Origin of the sequence: Nesterenkonia sandarakina (assembly GCF_013410215.1) — a bacterium.
GTDB classification, from domain to species: domain Bacteria; phylum Actinomycetota; class Actinomycetes; order Actinomycetales; family Micrococcaceae; genus Nesterenkonia; species Nesterenkonia sandarakina.
Genome location: NZ_JACCFQ010000001.1, coordinates 2037984 through 2062274, shown reverse-complemented (window position 1 = coordinate 2062274; position 24291 = coordinate 2037984). Strand labels below are relative to the sequence as shown.

Below are 24291 nucleotides of genomic sequence, written 5' to 3'. Positions count from 1 at the left end.
TCTATAGTGCTGATAAGCGAGTGGCTGGACTGGCACGACACTGGACCAGGATTGAACGGGTTCGAGCCTATAACAGTCAGCCTGTGAGCGAAATCGCACGATCCGAGGGCTTGACCGGGGCCGGAAGCCGGGTCGCGCCTTCGAGGTATTCGTCGACCTTCGCCGCGGCTGCTCGGCCCTCCGCGATGGCCCAGACCACCAGGGAGGCTCCGCGCCCGGCGTCGCCGACGGCGAAGACGCCCTCCACCGAGGTCTGGTAGTCCTCGGCGCGGGTGATGTTGCCCCGACGGTCGAAGTCCATGGCCAGCTGCTCGGTGAGCGTGTCCGACTCCGCACCGGTGAAGCCCAGCGCGAGCAGCACCAGGTCCGCGGGGATTTCGCGTTCGGTCCCGGGCTTGGGGGAACGCGAGCCGTCCGGGTTGTACTGGGTCTCGGCCACCTTCAGGGCGCGCACATTGCCGTGGTCGTCGCTGAGGAACTCCACGGTGGAGGCCAGGTAGCTGCGCTCCCCGCCCTCCTCATCGGCGCTGGTCAGCTCGAAGACCCGGGGGTCCATCGGCCAGGGCTCGTGATCGGAGCGTTCCGAGGGCAGCTCCTTGCCGATCGCCAGGGTGGTCACCGAGGCGGCGCCGTGGCGGTGGGCGGTGCCGATGCAGTCAGCACCGGTGTCTCCCCCGCCCAGGACGATCACATGCTTGCCGTCGGCGCGGATCTGATCCGCCACCTCGTCCCCGGAGGTGACCTTGTTGGACTGCACCAGGTACTCCATGGCGAAGTGCACTCCGCCCAGCTCGCGCCCGGTGATGCCCAGGTCGCGCGGGACCATGGCGCCGGTGGCCAGGACGACGGCGTCGTAGCTGGCCTCCAGGGCGTCCCAGGTGATGTCTGCGCCGATCTCGGTGGAGGTGTAGAAGCGGGTGCCCTCGGCGCGCATCTGGTCGATGCGGAACTCCACGTGGTGCTTCTCCATCTTGAAGTCCGGGATCCCGTAGCGCAGCAGTCCACCGAGCCGGTCATCGCGCTCGTAGACGGCCACGGTGTGCCCGGCCCGGGTGAGCTGCTGGGCGGCGGCCAGGCCGGCCGGGCCGGAGCCCACCACGGCCACGGTCTTGCCGGTGAGCCGCTGCGGCAGCACCGGTTCCACGTAGCCGCGGGCGATGGCCTCATCGGCGATGGAGACCTCGGACTCCTTGATCGTCACCGCGGGCTGGTTGATCCCCAGCACGCAGGAGGTCTCACAGGGAGCCGGGCAGATCCGGCCGGTGAACTCCGGGAAGTTGTTCGTCATGTGCAGCCGGGAGGAGGCCTCCTCCCACTGGTCGCGCCAGATCAGGTCGTTCCACTCCGGGATCAGGTTCCCCAGCGGGCAGCCGGTGTGACAGAACGCGATGCCGCAGTCCATGCAGCGGCTGGCCTGGGTCTGCACCATGCCGCGCTCGTTGCGCTCATAGACCTCGTTGAAGTCCATGATGCGCACGGGGACCGGACGGGAGGGCCGGTCCTGGCGCTCTCGATGCTTCATGAATCCACGCGGATCAGCCACGGGTCGCCTCCAGAATCTTCTGCCAGGCTGCGTCGCCGTCGGGATCCAGGCCCTCGTCGAGGGCGCTGGAGCGGGCGCGCAGCACAGCGTCGTAGTCGCGCGGGAGCACCTTGGTGATCCGCGAGTAGGTCTTCTCGGGGTCCTGCAGCAGGGCCTCGGCCACGGCGCTGCCGGTCTCCTCGTGATGCCGCTGGAGCAGGTCTGCGATGATCGCGCGGTCCTCCTCATCGGGCTCGAGCAGCAGCAGGTCCCCGTTGTTCTGGGCCTGGGAGTTCATCCGCTGCTCGTCGAAGTCCAGCAGGAACGCGGTGCCCCCGGACATCCCGGCGCCGAAGTTGCGCCCGGTGGGTCCCAGGATGAGCGCCTGGCCGCCGGTCATGTACTCACATCCGTGGTCGCCGATGCCTTCGACCACTGCGGTGGCCCCGGAGTTCCGCACCAGGAAGCGTTCCCCGACCTGGCCGCGCAGGAACATCTCGCCGGCGGTGGCGCCGTAGCCGATCACGTTGCCGGCGATGACGTTCTTCTCCGCCACCAGCGGGGCTTCAGCGTCCGGGTGAACGATGATCCGCCCGCCGGAGAGCCCCTTGCCGACGTAGTCGTTGGCGTCCCCGGCCAGGTGCAGGGTGATCCCGTGCGGCAGGAACGCCCCGAGGGACTGTCCTGCCTCGCCGGTGAGCTCGACGACGATGGTGTTGTTCTCCAGGGTCTTCAGGCCCTGCGCCTTGGTCACCTCGTGGCCGAGCATGGTGCCCACCGAGCGGTCGGTGTTGATGACCTTCTTCTCGATCGTCACCTTCTCGCCCTGGTCGATGGCCGAGCCGGCGAGCTGGATCAAGCCCATGTCGAAGTGCTTCTCCAGCTCGTGGTCCTGCCCGCGGGTGCGGCGCAGCATCGCGGCGGTGACCGGATCGTTGGGGTCGTAGCTGTCCAGCACGGCGCCCAGGTCCAGTCCTGCGGACTTCCAGTGCCGCTTGGCGTCGTCCATGTCGATGGCGTCGACATGTCCGATGGCCTCGTCCAGGCTGCGGAAGCCCAGCTCGGCCAGGTATTCGCGCACCTCCTGGGCGACGAACTCGAAGAAGTTCACCACGTGGTCGGCCTTGCCGGTGTAGCGCTCGCGCAGCACCGGGTTCTGGGTGGCCACGCCCACCGGGCAGGTGTCCAGGTGGCAGACCCGCATCATGATGCAGCCTGAGACCACCAGCGGGGCGGTGGCGAAGCCATACTCCTCCGCGCCGAGCAGCGCGGCGATGACCACGTCGCGCCCGGTCTTGAGCTGACCGTCCACCTGCACGGTGACGCGTTCGCGCAGCCCGTTGAGCATCAGCGTCTGCTGCGCCTCCGCCAGGCCGAGCTCCCAGGGGGTGCCGGCGTGCTTGAGCGAGTTCAGCGGGGAGGCGCCGGTGCCGCCGTCGTGTCCGGAGATCAGCACGACGTCGGCCTTGGCCTTGGTCACACCGGCGGCCACGGTGCCCACCCCGTGCAGGGAGACCAGCTTCACGTGGACCCGGGCGCCGGTGTTGGCGCGCTTGAGGTCGAAGATCAGCTGGGCCAGGTCCTCGATGGAGTAGATGTCGTGGTGCGGAGGGGGCGAGACCAGGGAGACTCCAGGGGTGGCGTGCCGGGTCTCGGCCACCCAGGGGTAGACCTTCTTGCCCATGAGCTGCCCGCCCTCGCCGGGCTTGGCGCCCTGGGCCATCTTGATCTGCAGGTCATCGGCGTGGGTCAGGTACTGGCTGGTGACCCCGAAGCGTCCCGAGGCGATCTGCTTGACCGCCGAGCGGCGCTCCGGGTCTTCCAGCCGGGCCGGGTGCTCCCCGCCCTCACCGGTGTTCGAGCGTCCCCCGAGCCGGTTCATCGCGATCGCGAGGGTCTCATGGGCCTCCTGGGAGATCGAGCCGTAGCTCATCGCCCCGGTGTTGAACCGCTTGACGATCTCGGCGACGGATTCGACCTCTTCGATGGGCACCGGCTGACGCTCGGAGCTCAGCTTGAAGAGCCCGCGCAGGGTCAGCAGCGCCTCGGACTGCTCGTCCACCGCCTGCGTGTACTGCTTGAAGATGTCGTAGCGGCGGGTCTTGGTGGAGTGCTGGAGCTTGAAGACGGTCTGCGGGTTGAACAGGTGCGGCGGGCCTTCCCGGCGCCACTGGTACTCCCCGCCGATCTCGAGCTCGTTGCCGCGCCCGAGGTCGTTGCCGTCGGCCGGGTAGGCGCGGGAATGCCGCTCCAGGGTCTCGGAGGAGAGCACGTCGAGCCCGACCCCGCCCATGGGTGAGTGGGTGCCGGAGAAGTACTGGTCCACCACGTTCTGCGCCAGGCCCACGGCCTCGAAGGTCTGCGCCCCGCAGTAGGAGGCGACGGTGGAGATGCCCATCTTGGACATGATCTTCAGCACGCCCTTGCCCAGGGCGGTGAGCAGGTTGTGCACCGCCTGCTCCTCGTCCACCGCGGTCAGCTCACCGCGCCGGACCATGTCCTCGGCGGTCTCCATGGCCAGGTAGGGGTTGACGGCGGCGGCGCCGTAGCCGATCAGGCAGGCCACATGGTGGACCTCCCGCACGTCCCCGGCCTCCACGACCAGCGAGACCTTGGTCCGGTTGGCTGACTTCAGCAGGTGGTGGTGGATCGCGGAGAGCATCAGCAGCGACGGGATCGGCGCCCACTGGGCGTTGGAGTCCCGGTCGGAGATCACGATGTAGCTGACCCCGCGGTTCACCGCGGCGGAGACCTTCTCGCAGATCTCGCGGATCCGCTGGCGCAGCTCCTCCTCGCGGGATCCGGCGCGGTAGAGCGCGCGGACCTTCAGGGTGATCTTGGCGCCGTCGTCGTTGCGGATGTTCGCGATCTTGGCGAGCTCGTCGTTGTTGATCACCGGGAAGTCCAGGGCGACCTGCCGGGAGCGGACCTGGGTGTTGCTGAGCAGGTTGCCGTTGGGGCCGATGTGCAGCCCCAGCGAGGTGACCAGCTCCTCACGGATCGCATCCAGCGGCGGGTTGGTCACCTGGGCGAAGGTCTGCACGAAGTAGTCGAAGAGCAGCCGGGGCCGGTCGGCGAGCACCGCGATGGGGGTGTCGGTGCCCATGGCGCCCAGCGGCTCGGCGCCGGCGGTGGCCATCGGGCCGATGAGCACCCGGAGCTCCTCGTGGGTGTAGCCGAAGGTCTGCTGGCGCAGCCGCACCGACTCCGAGGGGTGACGCACGTGCAGGCGCTCCGGGAGGTCCGCCAGCTGCACCAGGTTCTCCCGGACCCAGTCCGCCCAGGGTGCGGAGGAGGCCAGATCCGCCTTGATCTCCTCGTCCTCGATGATGCGGCCTTCCACGGTGTCCAGCAGCAGCATCATGCCCGGGGCGACGCGGCCCTTGCGCACGATCGAGGAGGGCTCCAGATCCAGGACGCCGACCTCGGAGGACATCACGACCAGACCGTCATCGGTGACCCAGTAGCGGGCCGGGCGCAGGCCGTTGCGGTCCAGCATCGCCCCGACCTGCTGGCCATCGGTGAACGCGATCGCCGCCGGGCCGTCCCAGGCCTCCATGAGCTGGGCGTGGTACTGGTAGAACGCCCGCAGATCGGGGTCCATGGTCTCGTGGTTCTCCCAGGCCTCCGGGATCATCATCCGCATCGCCTGGGCGAGCGGGCGCCCGGAGAGCATCAGCAGCTCGGCGGCCTCGTCGAAGCTGGTGGAGTCCGAGGCGCCGGGGGTGCAGATCGGGAACAGCGACTCCGGGTCCTCCCCGAGCAGCTCCGACGCCATCACGGACTGCCGGGCGCGCATCCAGTTCCGGTTGCCCTTGACCGTGTTGATCTCCCCGTTGTGCGCGATGTTGCGCAGCGGCTGGGCCAGCGGCCAGGACGGGAAGGTGTTGGTGGAGAAGCGTGAATGCACGATCCCCAGGGTGGTCTTATAGCGCTCGTCGGAGAGGTCCGGGAAGAACGGCTCCAGCTGCGCGGTGGTGAGCATGCCCTTATAGGTGATGGTCTTCGAGGACAGCGAGGGAAAGTAGACCCCGAGCCGGTTCTGCCCGCGCTTGCGCAGGCGCCAGCCGCGCTGGTCCAGGGAACCCGAGGCGGATTCCTGGTAGGCCTCCGAGTCCTCCGGGGCGAAGCCGAGGAAGACCTGCCGGAAGTAAGGCATGGACTCCTTGGCCAGGGTGCCGATCATCGAGGCGTCCACCGGCACGTCGCGCCAGCCCAGGACGCTCAGGCCCTGCTCCTCGGCGAGCTCGCCGAAGCTGGTGCACATCGACTCGCGCTCCGCCGGAGACTGCGGGAGGAACGCGGTGCCGGCCAGGTACTCCCCCTGGGCGGGCAGCTCGAAGTCGGTGACGGCGCGGAAGAACTCGTCCGGGATCTGGGTGAGCAGCCCGGCGCCGTCGCCAGTGCCCACATCGCTGCCCACGGCGCCGCGGTGCTCGAGGTTGCGCAGCGCGACCAGCGCGTGGTCCACGATGTCGTGGCCCGGGGTTCCGCGCAGGGTCGCGACCGCCGCCATCCCGCAGTTCTCGTGCTCATTGGCGGGATCGTAGAGTCCCGCCTTGTCAGGGAAGGCGGCAAAGCGCTGATAGGGACTCATGATCTGGGACGCGGCTGCCGTGGCAGCTGCCTCGAACCCTGGGGATCCGGGAGTAGACATGAAGGTCTTCCTTCCTCCGCATGCGGACGTTTCATGGGGAGGGGACATCATCGGCCCCTACTGTGGTGCACGGAGTCTGAACTCATTCTGCCAGGTCTGCGGGATAGTGCGTCCCGGTCTGCGAACAAGTCTCCAGTGTTCCGTCGGTTCTCAGTCCTGCATGACGCGGCCACGCTGTGACCTGCGCGCTCTACGGGGGTGGCCCGGCGCTTGACTGCGACGACGCGGACTTCTCGGCGCGCCGCCGTCGTGGTCCTGGCGCTGACACCAGGGGATGAATTCAATCTTCCAACCCCGACCTGCAGGTTGCAAGTCTGATCTCAGGATCTGGGACTCTCCGGCTCCGTGGCCTCTGGGGTCTCCCCGCCCGGGTCCTGGACCTTGGTCTGCGCCTGGACCGAGTCCGCTTCCTGATCCTCGGTGGCGTCCAGAGCGACGTCGCCGGTGGTGGCAGCGGCCAGCGCCGCGTGATCCTCGGCGCCGCGCGGACCCTGTCCGGGGCGGTAGATCTCCATCTCCTCGGCCAGGGCGGCCTCGGTGCGCGGGCGGCGGGTCCAGAGGAAGATCATCATGCCCAGGGCGAGCAGGAAGAGGAACACCGACATCCACATGTTCAGCCGCCACTCCAGGCCGAAGAGGTTGATCCACTGGGTGGACTTGTTGATCTCGTCGATGCGCAGCGACTCGATCCAGAACCGGCCCAACGAGTAGTAGGCCACGTAGGTCCACACCAGCAGTCCCTGCTTCACGGCGAAGCGGCGGTAGAGCGCGATCAGCAGGAAGAAGCCGATCAGGTTCCAGATGCTCTCGTAGAGGAAGGTCGGGTGGTAGAGGGTGTCCGCACCGGCGCCCAGCGGTGGGGCCTGGTGCCGCTGGGTGGTGTCGATCGCCAGGCCCCAGGGCAGGTTGGTGGGCGCGCCATAGAGCTCCTGGTTGAAGTAGTTGCCCCAGCGTCCGATGGCCTGGGCCAGGATCACACCGGGCACCAGGGCGTCTGCGAAGGCGCCGAACTTCATCCCGTAGCGTCGGCAGGCGAACCAGACGCCGACGGCGCCCAGCGCCACAGCCCCCACGATGCCCAGTCCGCCGAGCCAGACCTGCGGGATCAGCGAGAGGTCACCGTCGGGTCCGAAGTAGGCATCCGGTGAGGTGATCACGTGGTAGAGCCGGCCGCCGACGATGCCCAGCAGCACGGCCCAGATCAGCGCGTCGAAGACGTTCTCCGGGCTGCCGCCGCGGGACTTCCAGAGCCGGCTGGCCACCAGGTACGCCACCAGGATTCCCAGGCCGATCGCCAGGCCGTAGAACCCGATCCGCAGCGGGCCGACGATGTCGATGCCGTCGGTGGGCGGGGCGGGAAAGGCTGCGCTGATCTGGGCCGTCGCCGAGGCGGTGGCCTCAGCGGCGGTCTGCAGGACGCTGACCGGACTGGAAGTGTAAGACACGTGGTCCTCTCGCGGTGGTGAGTCGCCCTGACCCGGCTGAGCTGGGGACGGGCTGAATTCGTGATCCGATGCAGTCTATGGCCTGAGCCTGGTCAGTGCGACCGGGACCGCACCGCGGCTAGGAGCCGTCGGGGTTGCGTCTGAGATGGACGATGGCGGCGGCGAGCCCGCCCCAGACCGTGGTCAGGGCCACGATCATCATGATCAGCGCGTCGGTCTCCATCAGTCTCGGGCTCCCGTCCGGTCGGGTGACTTCTCGGCCTCAGGCGCGTCCTGAAGCGCCTCGGCGTGCAGCGCGGAATTGCTGCGCCAGGGCAGAGCGGTCATCACGACGGCGGCCACCGCCACCAGGGCCAGGGCTCCCCAGCCGAAGGTCAGCACCACCCAGGTGTCGAATCCGCCGTAGCCCTCGGTGGCCTTGGCACGGACGTCCATGACCAGCAGCACGCCCAGGACCACAGGAAGGACCACGCCGATCAGAGACTTCCAGATGACGCCCAGCTTGATCGAGCCGTAGGCGTTCATCCCCTCGGCCAGCACGTCGAGGCGCCGGAAGCCCCAGGTGACGGCGACCACGGCGATGAACGCCGCCGCGACGATCCCGATGTTGTTGGAGAACGCGTCGAGCACGTCGAGCACCGTGAGCCCGGAGACCCCGCCGAGCAGCACCACCGAGATCAGCGCACTGGAACCGCCGACCAGCCCGACCGTGACCGGCCGGGACCACCCGGTCTTGTCCTTGACCGAGGAGATCGCCACCTCCAGCACCGAGATCTGCGAGGTGATCCCGGCCAGGGTCAGTGAGCCGAAGAAGAGCACGCCGAGCAGGGCCGAGGCCGGAGCCTCGCTGATGATGGTGGGAAAGGCCACGAAGGCCAGTCCGAGACCCGAGGAGGCGACCTCGTCCACCGCGGTGTTCGCGGCGACGGCGATGAAGCCCAGCGCGGAGAACACTCCGATGGCGGCGAGCAGCTCGAAGGAGGAGTTCGCGAATCCGACCACGAGACCGGATCCGGTGGCGTTGGATCTTCGCTTCAGGTAGGAGGCGTAGGTGATCATGATCCCGAAGCCCACTGAGAGGCTGAAGAAGATCTGGCCGTAGGCCTGGATCCAGACGCTTCCGCTGGTCAGGGCACTCCAGTCCGGGGTGAACAGCGCGTTGAGACCGGTCAGCGCCCCGTGGAGGGTGAGCGAGTAGCCCACCAGGAGCAGGAACATCACGAAGAGCACCGGTATGGCGTAGATCGACACCCGGGCGATCCCGCGCCGCACGCCCAGCGCCAGGGCGATCAGCAGCACCACCCAGACGACGATCAGCGGCCATCCGACCTGGGCGACGAAGTCCACCGAGAATCCAGACCCGGCGGTGCCCGCCTCGTCGTACTGCAGGTACTCGGAGAAGAAGAAGCTCTCGGCGTCATCGCCCCAGGCCTGGGTGAAGGAGTACCAGGTGTACATCGCGGCCCAGGCGATGATCGCCGCATAGTAGATGGAGATCAGGAAGCAGATCCCGACCTGGAGCCAGCCGATCGGCTCGGCGTGCCGGTGCAGCCGCTTGAATGCCAGCGGCGGAGAGCCGCGGAACCGGTGCCCCAGGGCGTAGTCGAAGAGCAGGATCGGCAGCCCGGCGGTGAGCAGCGCGATCAGGTACGGGATCAGGAACGCCCCGCCGCCGTTCTCATAGGTCACATAGGGGAACCGCCAGATGTTGCCCAGACCGACGGCGGAGCCGACGGCCGCCAGGATGAAGACGGTCCGGGAGTTGAAGCTCTCCCGGATGCGCGTCCGTGCCGGCGTCCGCTGCGTCATCGAGCGGTCTCGGCCGCTCCGGTGAGCTCCGCGGTCAGTGCGCCCACGGCGGCGGGGCCGCCGTCGCGCAGCGCCGCGACCAGCGCGGTGCCTACGATGACGCCGTCGGCGTAGCGTCCGATCTCCTCGACGTGGGCTCGGGTGGAGACGCCCAGTCCCACGCAGACCCGCTCGGCGCCGGCGCTGCGCGCCGCGGTGACGACTCGCTCCGCGGCGTCGGAGACCTGGTCACGGGCCCCGGTCACGCCCATCACGGAGACCCCGTAGACGAAGCCGCGGGAGGCCGTGACGATCTGCGCCACCCGTTCCGGTGAGGAGGTGGGGGCGGTGAGGAACACCCGGTCCAGGCCGTGCCTCTGCGTTGCCTGGATCCATTCGGAGCCCTCGTCCGGGATCAGGTCCGGGGTGATCGCCCCGGCGCCCCCGGCCTCGGCCAGGCGGCGGGCGAACTCGTCGGCGCCCATCCGGTCGATCAGGTTGTAATAGGTCATCACCAGGACCGCGGCGTCGGTGGCCTGAACCACGGCCGCCACGATCTCGAAGACCTCAGGCAGCCGGAACCCACGGGCGAGCACCTCGGTGGTGGCCTGCTGGATGACGGGTCCGTCCATGACCGGATCGGAATAGGGCACGCCGATCTCGATCACATCCGCCCCGTTGCGGGCCAGTTCGATCGCGGCCGCGATGGAGCTCTCCTTGTCCGGGTACCCGGCGGGCAGGTAGCCGATGAAGGCGGCGCGGCCCTGGGCGCGGGCAGCCTCGATGGCGTCGGCGGTCTTGGACCGCGTGTCCGGGGCCTGGGTCGGCGTCGGCGGTGTGCTCGGTTCTGCCGGTGTGGCTTCGGTGCTCATGACTGGACTCCCGTCTCGGGTGCTGGGGACGGGCTCGCGTCCCCGGTCTTCTCCGCGGTCTCGGTCTCGGCCACCGGGTCATTGACCTGGCCGGGAAGCATCCGGAACCATTCGGCGGCGGTCTCCACGTCCTTGTCCCCGCGCCCGGAGAGGTTGATGATGATGATCTTGCCCTCGCCCTCGGCGCCCCACTTGCGAGAGAGCCGGGCGGCGCCGGCCAGCGCATGGGCGGATTCGATGGCGGGGATGATGCCCTCGGTGCGGCACAGCGACTCGAAGGAGGCCATGCATTCAGCATCGGTGACCGGTTCGTAGCTGGCACGCCCGATCTCGGCCAGGTAGGCGTGCTCCGGGCCCACCGAGGGGTAGTCCAGGCCGGCGGAGATCGAGTGCGAGTCCACCGTCTGGCCGTCCTCGTCCTGCATCAGGTAGGACCGTGCCCCGTGCAGCACACCGGAGCGGCCCAGGGTGATCGCCGAGGCGTGCCGGCCGGTCTCGACCCCGTCGCCTCCGGCCTCGAAGCCGTAGAGCGCGACCTCCGGGTCATCCAGGAAGCCGTGGAAGAGGCCCATCGCGTTGGAGCCCCCGCCCACGCACGCTGCGACGGCGTCGGGCAGTCGGCCCTCCATGCTGAGGATCTGCTCGCGGGCCTCGTCACCGATGACCTGGTGGAACCAGCGGACCATCTCCGGGAACGGGTGCGGCCCCGCGACGGTGCCCAGAAGGTAGTGGGTGTGCTCCACCGAGGCCACCCAGTCCCGCAGCGCCTCGTTGATCGCGTCCTTCAGCGTCTTCGCTCCGTGGTCCACCGGGACCACCTCGGCGCCGAGCAGCCGCATCCGGGCGACGTTGAGCGCCTGCCGGCGGGTGTCCTCGGAGCCCATGTAGACCACGCAGTCCATGCCCATCAGGGCGGCGGCGGTGGCGGTGGCCACACCGTGCTGACCGGCGCCGGTCTCAGCGATCAGCCGGGTCTTGCCCATCCGCTTGGCGATCAGCGCCTGCCCCAGCACATTGTTGATCTTGTGCGAGCCGGTGTGGTTGAGATCCTCGCGCTTGAGGAAGATCCTGGCTCGGCCCGCCTCGGCGGCGAAGCGGGAGACCTCGGTCAGCAGCGAGGGCCGACCGGTGTAATCCCGACCGAGCCGGTGGAACTCGGCGAGGAACTCCGGATCCTGCTTGGCCTCGCGGAAGGTCTTCTCCACCTCATCCAGGGCGGCGACGAGCGATTCCGGCATCCAGCGTCCGCCGAAGTTCCCGAAGTAGGGCCCTTCGTGGTCGCGGTACTTCTGTGTCTCATCAACTGGAGCGCTCATGGTCTCTCCTGAAATGGTCTCCGCCGGTCAGCCTCGGCTGCTCGGCTCAGTGTATGAAGCTCAGATGGTGGGTGCCCAGGGGCGCAGGCTCAGCGCAGGCTCGCGGCGCGGAAGCGGCGCAGCGCGGTCTCCGGCTCGCCGTCCTTGACCAGCGCCTCACCGACCAGGACGGCGTCGGCGCCCTGCGCGGCGTAGTCCGCGACCTCCTTCGCGGAGGTGACCCCGGACTCGGCGATCCGCACCACGTCTGCGGGAAGGTGCGCGGCCATCGTGGCGTAGTGCGCGACGTCGACCTCAAGGGTCTTCAGGTTGCGCACGTTGACCCCGACGATCCTCGCGCCGAGTGCGACGGCGCGCGCGATCTCCTCCTCGGTGTGCGCCTCGACCAGGGCCTCCATGCCCAGTTCGTGGGTCAGCGCCAGGAACTCGCGCAGCCTCTGGTCATCCAGGGCCGCGACGATCAGCAGCACCAGGTCCGCCCCGTGGGCCCGGGCCTCGTAGAACTGGTACTCATCGACCATGAAGTCCTTGCGCAGCACCGGGATCTCGACGGCGGCGCGCACCGCGTCCAGGTCCGCCAGGCTCCCGTTGAAGCGACGGCCTTCGGTGAGCACGCTGATCACGGCGGCTCCGCCGTCCTGATAGGACGCAGCGAGCTTGGCCGGGTCCGCGATCTCGGCCAGCGCACCCTTCGAGGGTGAGGATCGTTTGACCTCGGAGATGATCCGCACACCCTGCGGGTCGTCGCGGCCTGCCAGCAGGGCGGCGTGGGCATCCAGTGCCGGCGGCGCGGCGGCGGCCGCGGCCACGATCTGCTCATGCGGGACCGCTGCCCGGCGCTCCTGGAGGTCTTCGCGGACTCCGAGAATGATCGAGTCGAGGACGCTCACCATTCAGTGTGCGGCGGTTTCCGGCCGCCGCTTGTCCTTGCCGCCGCGGGTGTGGTCCGGGCTGGCCGGGCCCTGGTGGTCGCGGGCGCTCTCATGCTTCTTGAGCACCGCTGCGGAGTCCATCTCCACGCCGTAGCCCTTGGCCTTGAGCACCAGGCCCAGGGTGATGGCCAGCGGCAGGAAGAGGATCGAGATCCAGACCAGGATCCAGACCTCGAGCACCATGCCCAGGCCCGCGATGATCGAGCCGAGGATGATGGTCAGGCTGAGCGCCCAGGCTGCGGGAGTGGAGCCGTGGCCGATGTGATCGTGATGGATGTACTCATCATCGATCTTCTCGCCGGGGGCCGGCTCGGTGTCGCGCAGAGCAGTGGTGTTGGCCATTCTGGTCCTCTCTAGAACGTGCGGCAGTGCTCGTGGATCTCTGGGGTCCATTCTGCCACGTATGGTCTGAGCCCGTGGTCGGTGACGCCGCAAGGCGGCCCCGGTGCAGACCAGCGCCCTCGCGGCTCGAGCCCGCTCAGCGGCGGGGGTCTGTAGGGTCCTCACCCTCGGAGAGGCCGTCCCAGAGGTCGAACTCGTCTACGGCTCCCCCGTCGCTGGATCCGCCGCGGCCGCCTCGCCCGGTGCCGGGAGCCGCTGCCGTGCCGCCCGGCCCGGCAGCGTCACTGGATCCTGCAGTGCCAGCTGATCCTGCGGTGCCAGCTGTCCCGGCGGTGCCAGCTGTCCCGGCGTCGGCTGTTCCCGTGCTGCCTTGGGACGGAGCGTCCTGGGGCGGGTTGACCTGGTACTTGCGGGAGCGGCGGTCCGGCCAGCGATGGGAGACCACCAGCAGCGCCAGCGCGGCCACCAGCAGCAGCAGCGCCCCGGCGAATCCGATCCAGACCGCCATGCTCAGCTCATAGCGCTGGGCCTGCGCGGTGGTGCCGGTGACCTCGCCCAGGGCCGTGGTGGCGAGGTTGGCCGGATCCACCAGCACGGAGCGGATCGCCAGCAGAGCGATCACCGCAGCTCCGAAGAGCACCGCGCCGATGACGACTCGGCCCAGTCGCCGCGCGATCGTCACCGCGACGCCGGCCGCGAGACCCACCAGGCCCATCGCGGTGACAGTCTCGACGAGCTCGGCGCCGGTCAGCGCGACCTCCTGGACGGAGGAGGTGGAGCCCAGCCCATAGGCGCGCACCCAGGTCATGGTCGAGGAGATCAGCAGCATCGCCCCGCCCAGCAGCGAGAGCAGCACGACCCCGCGGCGGGTCATCATCGCTCGCAGCCGCCGGGTGAGCATGGACCCGCCCGAGGCAGGCTTCTCTGGCTGCCGGTTCTCAGGCGCCGGGGTGGTCTCGCTCATGTGTGCTCCAGACGATCGGCGGCGAGCACGGCGCGCAGCGGCGCCGCGGCCTTGTTCACGGTCTCCAGGCGTTCCGCGTCGTCGTCGGAGTCGGCGACGATCCCGCCGCCGGCCTGGACGTAGGCGCGCCCGTTCTTGAGCAGGGCGGAGCGGATCGCGATGGCCGCGTCCATCCGTCCGGAGAGGTCGAAGTAGCCGACCACTCCCCCGTAGATCCCGCGCCGGGTTGGCTCCCAGGCGTCGAGCAGCTGCAGCGCGCGCGGCTTGGGCGCCCCGGAGAGCGTGCCGGCCGGGAAGGTCGCCGAGAGCACGTCGTAGGCGCTGTGCTCCGGGGCGAGTTCCCCTTGGACGTGGCTGGTCAGGTGCATCACGTGGCTGAAGCGTTCCACCGCCATGAACCGGGTGACCTGGACCGAGCCGGGGACGCAGACCTTGGCCAGGTCGTTGCGCGCCAGGTCCACCAGCATGATGTGCTCGGCGCGCTCCTTCTGATCTGCCAGCAGGTCCTCCGCCAGCTCGTCATCCTGTTTCGGGGTGTCCCCGCGGGGGCGGGTGCCGGCGATCGGGTGCGTGATCACGGTGGTGTCCTCCACGGTGACCAGCGCCTCCGGGGAGGCGCCGACCAGCTGGTAGGGCTCACCGTCCGGGGTCTCGAAGTGCATCAGGTACATGTACGGGCTGGGGTTCAGCAGCCGCAGCATCCGGTAGACCGCCAGGGCGTCGACCTCGGTCTCGACCTCGAACCGGCGGGAGACCACGATCTGGAAGACCTCGCCGTCGATGATGGCCTGCTTGGCCTTGCCCAGGGTGGCCAGGTACTCGTTCTGGTCCCAGGCGTGGACCACCCGGTCGGTGAGGTCCTGCTGCACCGCGGCGCCCCAGTCCGGCTGGGCGGTGGAGACCACCGGGGCGACCGGCTCGGCGAGCTGGGCGCTCATCTGGTGCAGCCGGGCGACGGCGTCGGTGTAGGCGCGCTCGGCGCCGGTGTCCTGGCCGTCGAAGTTGATCGCGTTGGCCACCAGGGTGACGGTGCCGTCGCGGTTGTCGTGCACAGCGAGGTCCGAGACCAGGTTCATCGCCATCTCCGGGACCTGGAGATCATCGACCGGAGGGTGCGGCAGCTTCTCCCAGTGGCGGATGACGTCCCAGCCGGCGTAGCCGACCAGCCCGGAGGTCAGGTGCGGCAGCTCCTCGATGAAGGGGCGCCCGGCTGTGCGCCGGGCTGCTCCGGTGGCGGTGCTGGAGAGGAACTCCAGGGTGTCTCGCAGCACCGCGGCGGTGGTTCCCTGGCGCGGCGTGCCGACCGGGGGCTCACCGATCCAGTGGGCGGCGCCGTCCTTCTCGCTGAGCGTCGCGGAGGTGCGCACCCCGATGAAGGAGTGTCGGGACCAGGCGGCCCCGGGGGCGGCGGATTCCATCAGGAAGGTGCCCGGGCGCGCGGCCCCGAATTCATCGGTGGCCAGTGCGCGGTAGATGCTCAGCGGGGTGTGGGAGTCGGCCAGCAGCGTCATGGTCACCGGGATGACCCGGTGGTCCTGGGCCAGCTGGAGGAACTCCTCACCTCCGGGGACCACGGTGCCGAGGTCATGCATGGGTGATCTCCCGTCCGGTGAAGCAGGTGGTGGTGCCGGTGTGGCAGGCGGGCCCGGACTGATCGACCCGCATCAGCACCGTGTCCCCGTCGCAGTCCAGCGCCAGCGAGACCACCCGCTGGACGTTGCCCGAGGTGGCCCCCTTGCGCCAGAGCTCCTGGCGGGACCGGGAGTAGTACACCCCGTCGCCGGTGGCCAGGGTGATGCTCAGCGCCTCGGCGTTCATCCAGGCCAGCATGAGCACCTCGGAGGTCGCTGCGTCCTGGGTGATCACCGGGACCAGACCCTCGGCGTTGAAGCGCACGGCGTCTCGGGCCGGCTGCGGGAGCTCCGGCGTGGGGGTTTCTGCGCTGCTCATGCGGACCTCATCTCACCGGGTGTCCGGCGGATCGTATGGCGTCTTTGACCTGGGCGATCATGTCATCGGGGCCGAAGTGGAACATCGAGGCGGCCAGGACCGCGTCGGCGCCGGCGGCGATCGCGGGCGGGAAGTGGGCCGGGACCCCGGCACCGCCGGAGGCGATCAGCGGGACCCGGGTCACTGCACGCACCGCGGAGATCATCTCGGTGTCGAAGCCGTCGCGGGTGCCGTCGGCGTCGATGGAGTTCAGCAGGATCTCCCCGACCCCGCGCTGGGCGGCTTCGCGGCACCAGTTCAGCGCGTCGATCCCGGTGCCGGTGCGGCCGCCGTGGGTGGTGACCTCGAAGCCGGACTCCGTGGCGTCGCTGCGCCGGGCGTCCAGGGAGAGCACCAGGACCTGGTTGCCGAAGCGTCCGACGATCTCGTCGATCACCTCGGGGCGGGAGACCGCCGCGGTGTTGATCGAGACCTTGTCCGCCCCGGTGCGCAGCAGCCGGTCCACATCCTTCGGCGAGCGGACTCCCCCGCCCACGGTCAGCGGGATGAAGACCTCCTCGGCCGTGCGGGTGACCACGTCATAGGTGGTCTCCCGGTCCGCCGAGGAGGCGGTGACGTCGAGGAAGGTCAGCTCATCGGCGCCGGCCCGGTTGTAGCGGTGCGCCAGCTCCACCGGGTCTCCGGCGTCGCGGAGGTTCTCGAAGTTGACCCCCTTGACCACCCGACCGGCGTCGACGTCGAGACAGGGGATGACTCGGACTGCAAGTGTCATCGGCTGCCTCGCGCTCAGATCCGGCAGGCGTGGATGGATGAGACCAGGATCGCGCGGGCGCCCAAGTCGTAGAGCTGATCCATCAGCTGGTTGGTCTTCTTCGCCGGCACCATGGAGCGCACCGCGACCCAGTTCTCATCCGCCAGCGGGGAGATGGTCGGGGACTCCAGCCCGGGGGTGATCGCGGCGGCCTGGGTGAGCAGATCCCGGTGCACGTCGTAGTCCATCATCACGTACTGCGCGGCCACCAGCACGCCCTGCAGGCGGCGGATCAGCCGGTCCAGGCCCTCGGGGTGCTGTCCGCGGCCGGAGATCAGAATCGCCTCGGAGGTCATGATCGGCTCGCCGAAGGTCTCCATCCCGGCGGCCTTGAGCGTGTTGCCGGTCTCCACGACGTCGGCGATGGCGTCGGCCACGCCCAGCCGGACGGCGGTCTCCACGGCGCCGTCGAGGTGGACCACCTCGACGTCGGGGACGCCCTGGTCCTGGAACCACTGCGCCAGCAGCCCGTCGTAGCTGGTGGCCACCCGGGTGCCGGCGAGGTCGGCGGCGCTGGTGAAGCGCCCGGCGGGTCCTGCCAGGCGGAAGGTGGACTTGCCGAAGCCCAGCCCCAGGACCTCTTCTGCCCCGTGATCCACCCGGGCGTCCTGGAAGAGGTCGCGGCCGGTGAGGCCGACGTCGAGGGTGCCGGCGCCGACGTAGACGGCGATGTCGCGGGGACGCAGGTAGAAGAACTCCACCCCGTTCTCCTCATCGAGCATGACCAGTTCGCGCCGGTCGCGGCGCTGGACGTAGCCAGCCTCGGAGAGCATCTCCATGGCGGCCTCGGAGAGGGCGCCCTTGTTCGGAACAGCAATGCGCAGCATAGGGATCTCGTCTTTTCGTGTGCAGGTGGGTGCGGTGTCGGTGAACTCGCCCGAAGGTTCTACAGGTACTTGTAGACGTCCTCGGGATCGATGCCCCTGGCGATCATCATGACCTGCAGATGGTAGAGCAGCTGGGAGATCTCCTCAGCGGTCTCTTCATCGCTCTGATACTCGGCCGCCATCCAGACTTCGGCGGCCTCCTCGACGATCTTCTTCCCGATCTGATGCACCCCGGCATCTAGGGCGGCGACGGTGCCCGATCCCTCCGGACGGGTCTCGGCCTTCCGGGCAAGTTCGGCGTAGAGCTGGTCGAAGGTTTTCACCGCTTCAGGGTATCTCACCGGTTCAGCGCGGCGATCTCCACGGCGGCGGAGACGGCGGCATGTGCCGCTTCGAAGCCCTTGTCCTCCTTGGAGCCCTGCAGGCCGGCCCTATCCAGCGCCTGCGCCTCGTCGTCGCAGGTGAGCAGTCCGAAGCCGACCGGGGTTCCGGTGCTCAGCGCCACCTGTCCCAGTCCGTCGGTGGCTGCGGAGCAGACGTAGTCGAAATGCGGGGTCCCGCCGCGGATCACGACCCCCAGGGCGACCACGACGTCGAAGCTCTTCGCCGCGTGCGAGGCGATCACCGGAAGCTCGAAGGATCCCGGGGCGCGGATCACGGTGACCTGCTGCAGACCGATCTCGGCGCAGAACCGGTGGGCACCGGCGATCAGCCCGTCCATCACCACCTGGTGCCAGCGGGAGGCGACGACGGCGACGCGCAGGTTCTGCTCGGCGGCTGCGGCGCGCAGCGCCTCCAACTCGGCGGTCTCGATCTGGGGTGTTCCGGTGCCGCTCATGCGGTCTCCTCTGCTGTGCTCATCGGTGTCGTCAGGGTTCTGGGTGTGATCAGTGTCATCATCCGGCCAGTGTCATCATGCGGCCGGTGTCTTCAGGGTCGCGCTAGTCCGGCGGATGTCTTCAGGCTCACTGCTCGTGGAGCTGCAGGTGGTCCAGGGTGTGGTTCATCCGGTCCCGCTTGGTCTGCAGATATCGGCGGTTGGTCTCGTGCACCACTCCGGTGGAAGGGGCGAGTTCGACGTCGAGCCCCGCGGCGCGCAGGGTCTGGACCTTCAACGGGTTGTTGGTCATCAGCCGCAGCCGGCGGATGCCTGCGGCGTAGAGGATCGCGGCGGCGCCGGAGAAGTCGCGCAGCTCCGCGGCCAGGCCGAGCATCTCATTGGCCTCCACGGTGTCGGCGCCCTGTTCCTGGAGCTTGTAGGCGCGCATCTTGTTCGCCAGGCCGATGCCGCGGCCCTCATGGCCGCGCAGGTACAGCAGGTGCCCGCCGTCGCGCTGGATGGACTCCAGCGCGGAGGCCAGCTGGGTGCCGCAGTCGCAGCGCCGGGAGCCCAGCACGTCCCCGGTGACGCACTCGGAGTGCATCCGGATCAGCGGGCGCTCGGTGGACTCGTTGCCCTCACCGGGGGCCTGGGCGAGCGCGGAGATGAGCATGTGCTCATGCCCGGTGGCGTGCTCGGTCCAGACCTGGGCGGCGAAGACGCCGTGATCGGTGGGCAGGGTGACCACCGGGCCGGGGGTCACCAGCTTGGAGATCTCATCCCCGGGAGCCTCCCAGCTGGCGGCCACCGCATCCATCGCGGTGCCCGGCTTCGGGGTGCCGCCGCGGTAGGTGATGAGGTCGGCGATCGAGATCAGCGCGTACTGGTGGGCGTCGGCGAACTTGCGCAGCGCGGGCAGGCGCATCATCCGTCCGTCGTCGTGGGTGAGCTCGGCGATCACTCCGACCTCGGGAAGCCCGGCCAGCCGGCACAGGTCCACGGCGGCCTCGGTGTGACCGTCGCGTCCGAGCACTCCCCGCGGATCAGCGATCAGCGGGAAGATGTGGCCCGGGCGGCTCAGATCCGCCGCGGTGCTGGCAGAGTCCGCGAGCACCCGCACGGTCAGCGCCCGGTCTGCGGCGCTGATCCCGGTGCTCACACCGGTGGCCGCGTCGCAGCTGATCGTGTACGCGGTGCCCTTGGGGTCCTCGTTGTCGATCACCATCGGGGGCAGCCCCAGATGCTCTGCTCGCTCGGGGGTCATCGGCGTGCAGATCACCCCGGAGGTGTGGCGCACCGTCAGCGCCATCAGCTCCTGCGTGGCCAGCGCCGCGGGGAAGATGATGTCACCTTCGTTCTCCCGGTCGGCGTCGTCGACGACGATCACCGGTCGGCCTGCCGCGAGCTCGTTGAGCGCGACGTCGATCCGGTCCAGCATCGGGGCCGGCGTGTCCGGCTGCGGCACGGCCGGCACGGACTCGGGCTGCGGGGCCGCCGAGTACTCCTCGGTCACCGGGTGCTCCTCGGTCACCGAGGGCGCCACATTCGCCGGGGCCGCCACATCTGCTGCCTGGTCAGCGCGCGAGTGCTCCTGGAACTGCAGCATCCGGCGGGCGTACTTCGCGAGCACATCCACCTCGATGTTGACCTTCGCCCCGACCTCGGTGCTGCCCAGCGTGGTCTCTGCCAGGGTGGTCGGGATCAGACCGACCTCGAACCAGGCCTTGCTGGAGCCGGGCGCGGAGACCGCGCTGATGGTCAGCGAGACCCCGTTGATGGCGATGGAGCCCTTCTCCGCGATGTAGGGCGCCAGTTCCGGACTCACCGCGAAACGGTGCCGGCCGTCCCGGAGATCCGCCTCGGTCAGCTGTGCGAGCCCGTCCACATGCCCCTGGACCACATGCCCGTCCAACCGGGCACCGGAGGGCAGGCATCGCTCGAGGTTCAGCGGGTCCCCCACCTTCAGCTCCCCCAGTGCCGTGCGTGAGAGGGTCTCCTGGATCAGCTCCACGCTGATCCGTTCTTCCTCGATGGCGACCGCAGAGACACAGACACCGTTGATCGCGATCGAGCCGCCGAGCCCAAGGCCTTCGGTGTGCCCGGGTGCCTGGAAGCTCAGCCGCTCCACACCTTTCGCGGGATCGGGCCGACGCTCGAGGACCTCTCCCAATCCAGTCACGATTCCGGTGAACATGTATCTCCTTTCGGCTGCAGGTGCACACAGACATCGGAGTCCATGATCTGCACCGGCCCGCCCTCAGCGGGGTCAAGGGCGAAGCGGGGCGCCTCGCTCAGGGTTCTCACACCGATGTCGCCGACGCTGCCGCGACCCGTGCCGAGCAGCAGCGGCGCCTGGTAGGCGAAGACCTCGTCGACGAGATCGGCGGCGAAGAAGGCCGAGAGCACGCTCTGCCCGCCTTCGACCAGGACGTGTTTGACCGGGTAGCCGCCGTGGGTGGTCTGCGCCAGCTCCTGCAGCGCGGTCAGCGGGTCTCGGGTGCGCAGCTGCACCCAGCCGTCTCCCTCGGGCAGGCCCTGAGTGAGCTGCAGCCCGGGGCGCACCGGGGTCATCCCCATGACCACGCGCAGCGGCTGGCGGAGGCTGAGCTCCCCGGAGGGGGTGCGTGCGGTGAGCCGCGGGTCGTCCACCGCGACCGTGTTGGTGCCGACCAGGATCGCGTCGGCCCGGCTGCGCACCTGGTGGGTATGATCACGCGCCGCCTTGGAGGTGATCCATTGACTGGTGCCGTCCTCTGCCGCGATCCGCCCATCCATGGTCTGTGCCAGGTGGGCAGTGACGAAGGGGCGGGACTGGTTCGCGGCGGTGACCCAGCGGTGGTTCAGCGCCTGGCACTGCTGGGCCAGCACTCCGGAGACGACGTCGATCCCGGCGCGCCGCAGCACCTCGGCTCCCCCGCCGTTGCTGGAGGGGTCAGAGGCGCCGTGGACCACCCGGCCCACGCCGGCGTCGATGATCAGCTCGGTGCAGGCGGGCTGCCGGCCCTGGTGACGGCACGGTTCCAGCGTGGAGTACAGCGTGGCGGTGCCCAGGTCGGATCCGCCGGGATGGTCACGGCGGAAACGTTCCAGCGCGTCGCGCTCGGCGTGGTGGGTGCCGGCCCCGCGGTGGTGCCCGATGCTGAGCACGTCCCCTGCTTCAGAGACCAGCATCGCCCCGACCAGGGGGTTCGCGCCCCGGACGCCGAGAATCGCGGCGTCCAGCGCCTGCTGCATCAAGGCTTCGTCCTGCACCGCGTCATCCTTCCCCAGCGTGTCGGCGCACTCCGGGGAGGCCGACGCCGTCGTGGCGTCGGTCGAGGCCGCAGGGCCGCCTGAGCGATTCTCAGACACTTTCCCGCGGACTCTCGTGCTTCTCCCATCCAGACTGTGACTGTCGGTACCGGAATTCCACCGGTTCAACCAGTTCCCGCGCAGCGTGCTGGCGTGACCTGGGTCGCGGACTATGACCGCCGGTTCGGACTTTCGCCGATCCCGGAGCACGAAATGTGTAGCTCCAAGTGTGCCACATGCACGCCGCGGGGCGGGCCGATCCCGCTGTGGGTGAAATCTGAGGGCGCACGAGCAGGGGCCCGGGCGCAGATAAGCGAAGGGCCCGAGACCTGGTGGTCTCGGGCCCTTCGCTGCGCCGCCTGCCGGACGGCCCTTCTGAGCGGATGACGAGATTCGAACTCGCGACCCTCACCATGGCAAGGTGATGCTCTAGCCAGCTGAGCTACATCCGCATGAGATCAGGAGGCCCTACCACCGTGGGGTGGTCGCATTTCCTGCTCTCAGTGCGCGATACTGGGATCGAACCAGTGACCTCTTCCGTGTCAGGGAAGCGCGCTACCGCTGCGCTAATCGCGCCTGTACGTGATCCGTGGACCACCGTGGCGTGTTCTGTGCTGCTTCGCTATTCTGTTCTGTTTCTTTGCTTCTGCCGCTGTCCCCCGATGACCCGGAGACACCTGCGAGGTGGGGACGGGAATCGAACCCGCGTTGACGGCTTTGCAGGCCGCTGCCTCGCCACTCGGCCACCCCACCGCAGTCCACCACCGACCTCAAGGTCTTTGGTCGACCCTCAGTGGTAAGGCCTTGTCAGGCCCTGACACCGTCGAGGATTCCGTCAAGAATCCTCTCATACTCTCATGCTTGTTTCCTGCGAGCGGATGACGAGATTCGAACTCGCGACCCTCACCATGGCAAGGTGATGCTCTAGCCAGCTGAGCTACATCCGCAGTGCTGTCCCGACCGCATCGTTTCGCGGCGTTTCAACGACTTGAAACGATAGCGCAGGTCTCTGCCGCACGTCCAATCGGGCGCCGGACGGCCCTCGCTGAGGGCGCCGGACGGCCCTCGCAGAGGGCGCCGATCGAGTCCCGGCAGATGCAGACGAGCCCCGCTGGAGCTGGGTTCTCCGCTGGAATCTCCGCCGGCTTCTCCACCGGGTTCTCCGCCGGGACACCGAGCGTCAGCTGCGCGTCTGCGGCGTGCCGCTGCGTGCCGCTGCGTGCCGCTGCGTGTCCTGGGCAGGTGACAGACTAGAGGTGATGACACAGCCCAGCCTCGCCCACGCCACCGACTACGGCCGCATGTACTCCCGTGCCATCGGCAGCTCCCCCGAGGTGCCCTCGATCACCACGGTGATCTCCCAGGAGCACAAGGACCTGACCGGCTGGGCCGGGCATATGGCTACGGCCGAGCTCTCCGGTGACCAGCGTCTGGCCGGCGCAGTGGGCTCCCCCGCCGAGTTGAAGAGACTGGCCCGGGAAGCCTCCTCCGCGGCGGAACGCTTTCGTGACGCCGCCGCGGCGCGCGGAGATCGGGTGCACAACTATGCCGAGCAGGTCGCCCTCGAGGCCCTGGGTGTCGGCCAGGAGGCCGGTGCGGCCCGACGGGTGCTCGCGGAGCACCGGGAAGCCAGCTACGCGGACCGCTTCGACGAATGGTGGCAGCTCTACGGGGTGGTCCCGCTCGCCGCCGAGGTGACGGTCTGGAACCACACCCAGGGCTACGCCGGGACGCTGGACCTGATCGCCGAGATCGGTGGGCGCACCTGCATCATCGACTTCAAGACCAAGGGACTGACCCGGGACGGACGGGCCAAACCGCTCAGTGACTCTGTGGTGATGCAGCTGGTGGCAGGCATGCAGGCCGAAGAGATGCTCCTCGACGCCAGGACCGGACAGTGGGGCCCCTGGCCCTATGGCGAGGACCCGATCCTGCTGGCGGTGGCGGTCTCGGAGGCCGAGGTGGTCCCGAGTCAGGCGAATCCCGCGGTGCTGAAATCCCACTGGCACAAATTCTGGGCGCTGCGTCAGGTCTGGGAGCACAGCAGGTCGGCGCAGGCCGCAGGCACCGCGCTGCGTCCGATCTCGCCGCCTCCGCTGCCCCGCCCACCCGGGGGTGTCCCTGGAGAATGACAGAATGTCCCCCATGACTGTCCTGAGCATCCGCATGATCGGCGACCCGGTGCTGCGCACCCCCGCGACCCCAGTGCCGGCCGTGGATGAGAGCATCCGGGAGCTGATCGCCGACATGTTCGAGACCATGGACGCGGTCGCCGGCATCGGGCTCGCCGCCCCACAGGTCGGCGTCAGCCGCAGGATCTTCACCTTCGACGTGGCCGGTGTCCGCGGCGCCGTGGTCAATCCCAAGCTCACCCTGCGCGGCGAGAGCCGGTTCACCGCGCGGGCGCCCGAACGCGGCGAGGCCGAAGGTGAGAACCTGCTCCGAGAAGGGTGCCTCTCGGTGGCCGAGATCTATGCCCCGGTGGTGCGCGCCCAGCAGGTGACGCTCACCGGCACGGACGCCGAGGGCGAGAAGCTCACCCTGGAGGCCACCGGGTTGTTGGCGGCATGTTTCCAGCACGAGGTGGACCACCTCGATGGCCGGCTCTTCGTGGATCGACTCACCGGGCAGGACAAGGTCACCGCGTTCCGGGCCCTGCGCTCCCGCGACTACGGCCAGGCCATCGATCAGACCCGCGACTCCCGCACGAGCCGCCACAGCAGCTTCTTCGCCTCCTGAAAGGCCCCTGACACA

Annotated in this window: 20 protein-coding genes, 4 tRNA genes and 1 riboswitch; of the genes, 2 read left to right on the top strand and 22 right to left on the bottom strand. The window is 69.1% G+C overall.

Translation table 11 applies throughout. From position 1 onward, the window contains the following. Positions 1–76: 76 nt before the first annotated feature. The 22 genes from HNR11_RS09520 to HNR11_RS09415 all read right to left on the bottom strand — a co-directional run bounded on the left by HNR11_RS09520 (position 77) and on the right by HNR11_RS09415 (position 22484). On the bottom strand, positions 77–1543 hold the full coding sequence (locus tag HNR11_RS09520) for a glutamate synthase small subunit (protein WP_179442085.1): 1467 nt from the start codon (positions 1541–1543) through the stop codon (positions 77–79). Beyond that, a complete protein-coding gene (gene gltB, locus HNR11_RS09515; protein WP_246310370.1) occupies positions 1536–6179 on the bottom strand; it encodes a glutamate synthase large subunit in 4644 nt (1547 codons plus the stop codon). The genes HNR11_RS09520 and gltB overlap by 8 nt, the downstream gene beginning before the upstream one ends. Positions 6180–6499: 320 nt before the next feature. Then, on the bottom strand, positions 6500–7624 hold the full coding sequence (gene lgt, locus HNR11_RS09510) for a prolipoprotein diacylglyceryl transferase (protein ID WP_343050639.1): 1125 nt from the start codon (positions 7622–7624) through the stop codon (positions 6500–6502). 118 nt (positions 7625–7742) lie between these two features. Beyond that, a complete protein-coding gene (locus HNR11_RS09505; RefSeq protein WP_083504843.1) occupies positions 7743–7847 on the bottom strand; it encodes a methionine/alanine import family NSS transporter small subunit in 105 nt (34 codons plus the stop codon). After that, a complete protein-coding gene (locus HNR11_RS09500) occupies positions 7847–9433 on the bottom strand; it encodes a sodium-dependent transporter (protein WP_179442084.1) in 1587 nt (528 codons plus the stop codon). Before HNR11_RS09500 ends, HNR11_RS09505 begins: the two co-directional genes overlap by 1 nt. After that, positions 9430–10284, bottom strand: coding sequence for a tryptophan synthase subunit alpha (trpA, locus tag HNR11_RS09495; RefSeq protein WP_179442083.1), 855 nt, complete (start codon positions 10282–10284; stop codon positions 9430–9432). The genes HNR11_RS09500 and trpA overlap by 4 nt, the downstream gene beginning before the upstream one ends. Further along, entirely contained in the window at positions 10281–11600 is a 1320-nt protein-coding gene (trpB, locus tag HNR11_RS09490) for a tryptophan synthase subunit beta (protein ID WP_083504841.1), read from the bottom strand. The genes trpA and trpB overlap by 4 nt, the downstream gene beginning before the upstream one ends. Before the next feature lie 89 nt (positions 11601–11689). Then, positions 11690–12493, bottom strand: coding sequence for an indole-3-glycerol phosphate synthase TrpC (gene trpC, locus HNR11_RS09485; RefSeq protein ID WP_179442082.1), 804 nt, complete (start codon positions 12491–12493; stop codon positions 11690–11692). Further along, entirely contained in the window at positions 12494–12874 is a 381-nt protein-coding gene (locus HNR11_RS09480) for an HGxxPAAW family protein (protein WP_179442081.1), read from the bottom strand. A 136-nt stretch (positions 12875–13010) separates the two neighbouring features. Then, positions 13011–13838: a Trp biosynthesis-associated membrane protein gene (locus HNR11_RS09475; protein WP_179442080.1), complete on the bottom strand. Its 828-nt coding sequence runs from the start codon at positions 13836–13838 to the stop codon at positions 13011–13013. Beyond that, the gene (locus HNR11_RS09470; protein ID WP_179442079.1) at positions 13835–15430 is read right to left on the bottom strand and encodes an anthranilate synthase component I; all 1596 of its coding nucleotides are present in this window, start codon (positions 15428–15430) and stop codon (positions 13835–13837) included. Before HNR11_RS09470 ends, HNR11_RS09475 begins: the two co-directional genes overlap by 4 nt. Further along, positions 15423–15788, bottom strand: coding sequence for a phosphoribosyl-AMP cyclohydrolase (gene hisI, locus HNR11_RS09465; RefSeq protein WP_179442078.1), 366 nt, complete (start codon positions 15786–15788; stop codon positions 15423–15425). The genes HNR11_RS09470 and hisI overlap by 8 nt, the downstream gene beginning before the upstream one ends. 7 nt (positions 15789–15795) lie before the next feature. Continuing rightward, a complete protein-coding gene (hisF, locus tag HNR11_RS09460; protein ID WP_179442077.1) occupies positions 15796–16560 on the bottom strand; it encodes an imidazole glycerol phosphate synthase subunit HisF in 765 nt (254 codons plus the stop codon). A gap of 14 nt (positions 16561–16574) precedes the next feature. Next, positions 16575–17426 carry an ATP phosphoribosyltransferase gene (hisG, locus tag HNR11_RS09455; protein ID WP_179442076.1) on the bottom strand — a complete coding sequence of 284 codons (852 nt, stop codon included), beginning with the start codon at positions 17424–17426 and terminating at the stop codon, positions 16575–16577. A 59-nt stretch (positions 17427–17485) separates the two neighbouring features. Further along, complete coding sequence (locus HNR11_RS09450; protein ID WP_179442075.1) at positions 17486–17749, bottom strand: phosphoribosyl-ATP diphosphatase; 264 nt, start codon at positions 17747–17749, stop codon at positions 17486–17488. 14 nt (positions 17750–17763) lie between these two features. Next, complete coding sequence (gene ribH, locus HNR11_RS09445; protein WP_179442074.1) at positions 17764–18264, bottom strand: 6,7-dimethyl-8-ribityllumazine synthase; 501 nt, start codon at positions 18262–18264, stop codon at positions 17764–17766. Positions 18265–18391: 127 nt separating this feature from the next. Further along, positions 18392–20440: a 3,4-dihydroxy-2-butanone-4-phosphate synthase gene (ribB, locus tag HNR11_RS14285; protein ID WP_179442073.1), complete on the bottom strand. Its 2049-nt coding sequence runs from the start codon at positions 20438–20440 to the stop codon at positions 18392–18394. Then, the gene (gene ribD / locus HNR11_RS09435) at positions 20422–21597 is read right to left on the bottom strand and encodes a bifunctional diaminohydroxyphosphoribosylaminopyrimidine deaminase/5-amino-6-(5-phosphoribosylamino)uracil reductase RibD (protein ID WP_343050638.1); all 1176 of its coding nucleotides are present in this window, start codon (positions 21595–21597) and stop codon (positions 20422–20424) included. Before ribD ends, ribB begins: the two co-directional genes overlap by 19 nt. Positions 21598–21609: 12 nt before the next feature. Further along, positions 21610–21751: riboswitch (FMN riboswitch) on the bottom strand. 164 nt (positions 21752–21915) lie between these two features. After that, positions 21916–21989 (bottom strand) — tRNA-Gly (locus tag HNR11_RS09430). 52 nt (positions 21990–22041) lie between these two features. Beyond that, a tRNA-Val gene (locus HNR11_RS09425) sits at positions 22042–22113 on the bottom strand. A gap of 106 nt (positions 22114–22219) precedes the next feature. Beyond that, positions 22220–22290: transfer RNA gene (locus HNR11_RS09420), tRNA-Cys, on the bottom strand. A 120-nt stretch (positions 22291–22410) separates the two neighbouring features. After that, positions 22411–22484, bottom strand: a tRNA-Gly gene (locus HNR11_RS09415). Positions 22485–22796: 312 nt separating this feature from the next. Between HNR11_RS09415 and HNR11_RS09410 the strand changes: the two genes are divergently transcribed. After that, positions 22797–23669: a cytochrome gene (locus tag HNR11_RS09410; RefSeq protein ID WP_179442072.1), complete on the top strand. Its 873-nt coding sequence runs from the start codon at positions 22797–22799 to the stop codon at positions 23667–23669. A 13-nt stretch (positions 23670–23682) separates the two neighbouring features. Beyond that, a complete protein-coding gene (def, locus tag HNR11_RS09405; RefSeq protein ID WP_179442071.1) occupies positions 23683–24276 on the top strand; it encodes a peptide deformylase in 594 nt (197 codons plus the stop codon). Positions 24277–24291: the final 15 nt, after the last annotated feature.

Bases quoted from the DNA above. Each gene is read 5' to 3' on its own strand.
- hisF (WP_179442077.1), bottom strand. From the start codon at position 16,560: ATGACACTTGCAGTCCGAGTCATCCCCTGTCTCGACGTCGACGCCGGT.
- hisI (WP_179442078.1), bottom strand. From the start codon at position 15,788: ATGAGCAGCGCAGAAACCCCCACGCCGGAGCTCCCGCAGCCGGCCCGA.
- def (WP_179442071.1), top strand. From the start codon at position 23,683: ATGACTGTCCTGAGCATCCGCATGATCGGCGACCCGGTGCTGCGCACC.
- HNR11_RS09470 (WP_179442079.1), bottom strand. From the start codon at position 15,430: ATGCATGACCTCGGCACCGTGGTCCCCGGAGGTGAGGAGTTCCTCCAG.
- HNR11_RS09500 (WP_179442084.1), bottom strand. From the start codon at position 9,433: ATGACGCAGCGGACGCCGGCACGGACGCGCATCCGGGAGAGCTTCAAC.
- trpB (WP_083504841.1), bottom strand. From the start codon at position 11,600: ATGAGCGCTCCAGTTGATGAGACACAGAAGTACCGCGACCACGAAGGG.
- hisG (WP_179442076.1), bottom strand. From the start codon at position 17,426: ATGCTGCGCATTGCTGTTCCGAACAAGGGCGCCCTCTCCGAGGCCGCC.
- HNR11_RS09410 (WP_179442072.1), top strand. From the start codon at position 22,797: ATGACACAGCCCAGCCTCGCCCACGCCACCGACTACGGCCGCATGTAC.
- HNR11_RS09505 (WP_083504843.1), bottom strand. From the start codon at position 7,847: ATGGAGACCGACGCGCTGATCATGATGATCGTGGCCCTGACCACGGTC.
- HNR11_RS09475 (WP_179442080.1), bottom strand. From the start codon at position 13,838: ATGAGCGAGACCACCCCGGCGCCTGAGAACCGGCAGCCAGAGAAGCCT.
- HNR11_RS09480 (WP_179442081.1), bottom strand. From the start codon at position 12,874: ATGGCCAACACCACTGCTCTGCGCGACACCGAGCCGGCCCCCGGCGAG.
- ribB (WP_179442073.1), bottom strand. From the start codon at position 20,440: ATGTTCACCGGAATCGTGACTGGATTGGGAGAGGTCCTCGAGCGTCGG.
- gltB (WP_246310370.1), bottom strand. From the start codon at position 6,179: ATGTCTACTCCCGGATCCCCAGGGTTCGAGGCAGCTGCCACGGCAGCC.
- trpC (WP_179442082.1), bottom strand. From the start codon at position 12,493: ATGGTGAGCGTCCTCGACTCGATCATTCTCGGAGTCCGCGAAGACCTC.
- trpA (WP_179442083.1), bottom strand. From the start codon at position 10,284: ATGAGCACCGAAGCCACACCGGCAGAACCGAGCACACCGCCGACGCCG.
- ribH (WP_179442074.1), bottom strand. From the start codon at position 18,264: ATGAGCGGCACCGGAACACCCCAGATCGAGACCGCCGAGTTGGAGGCG.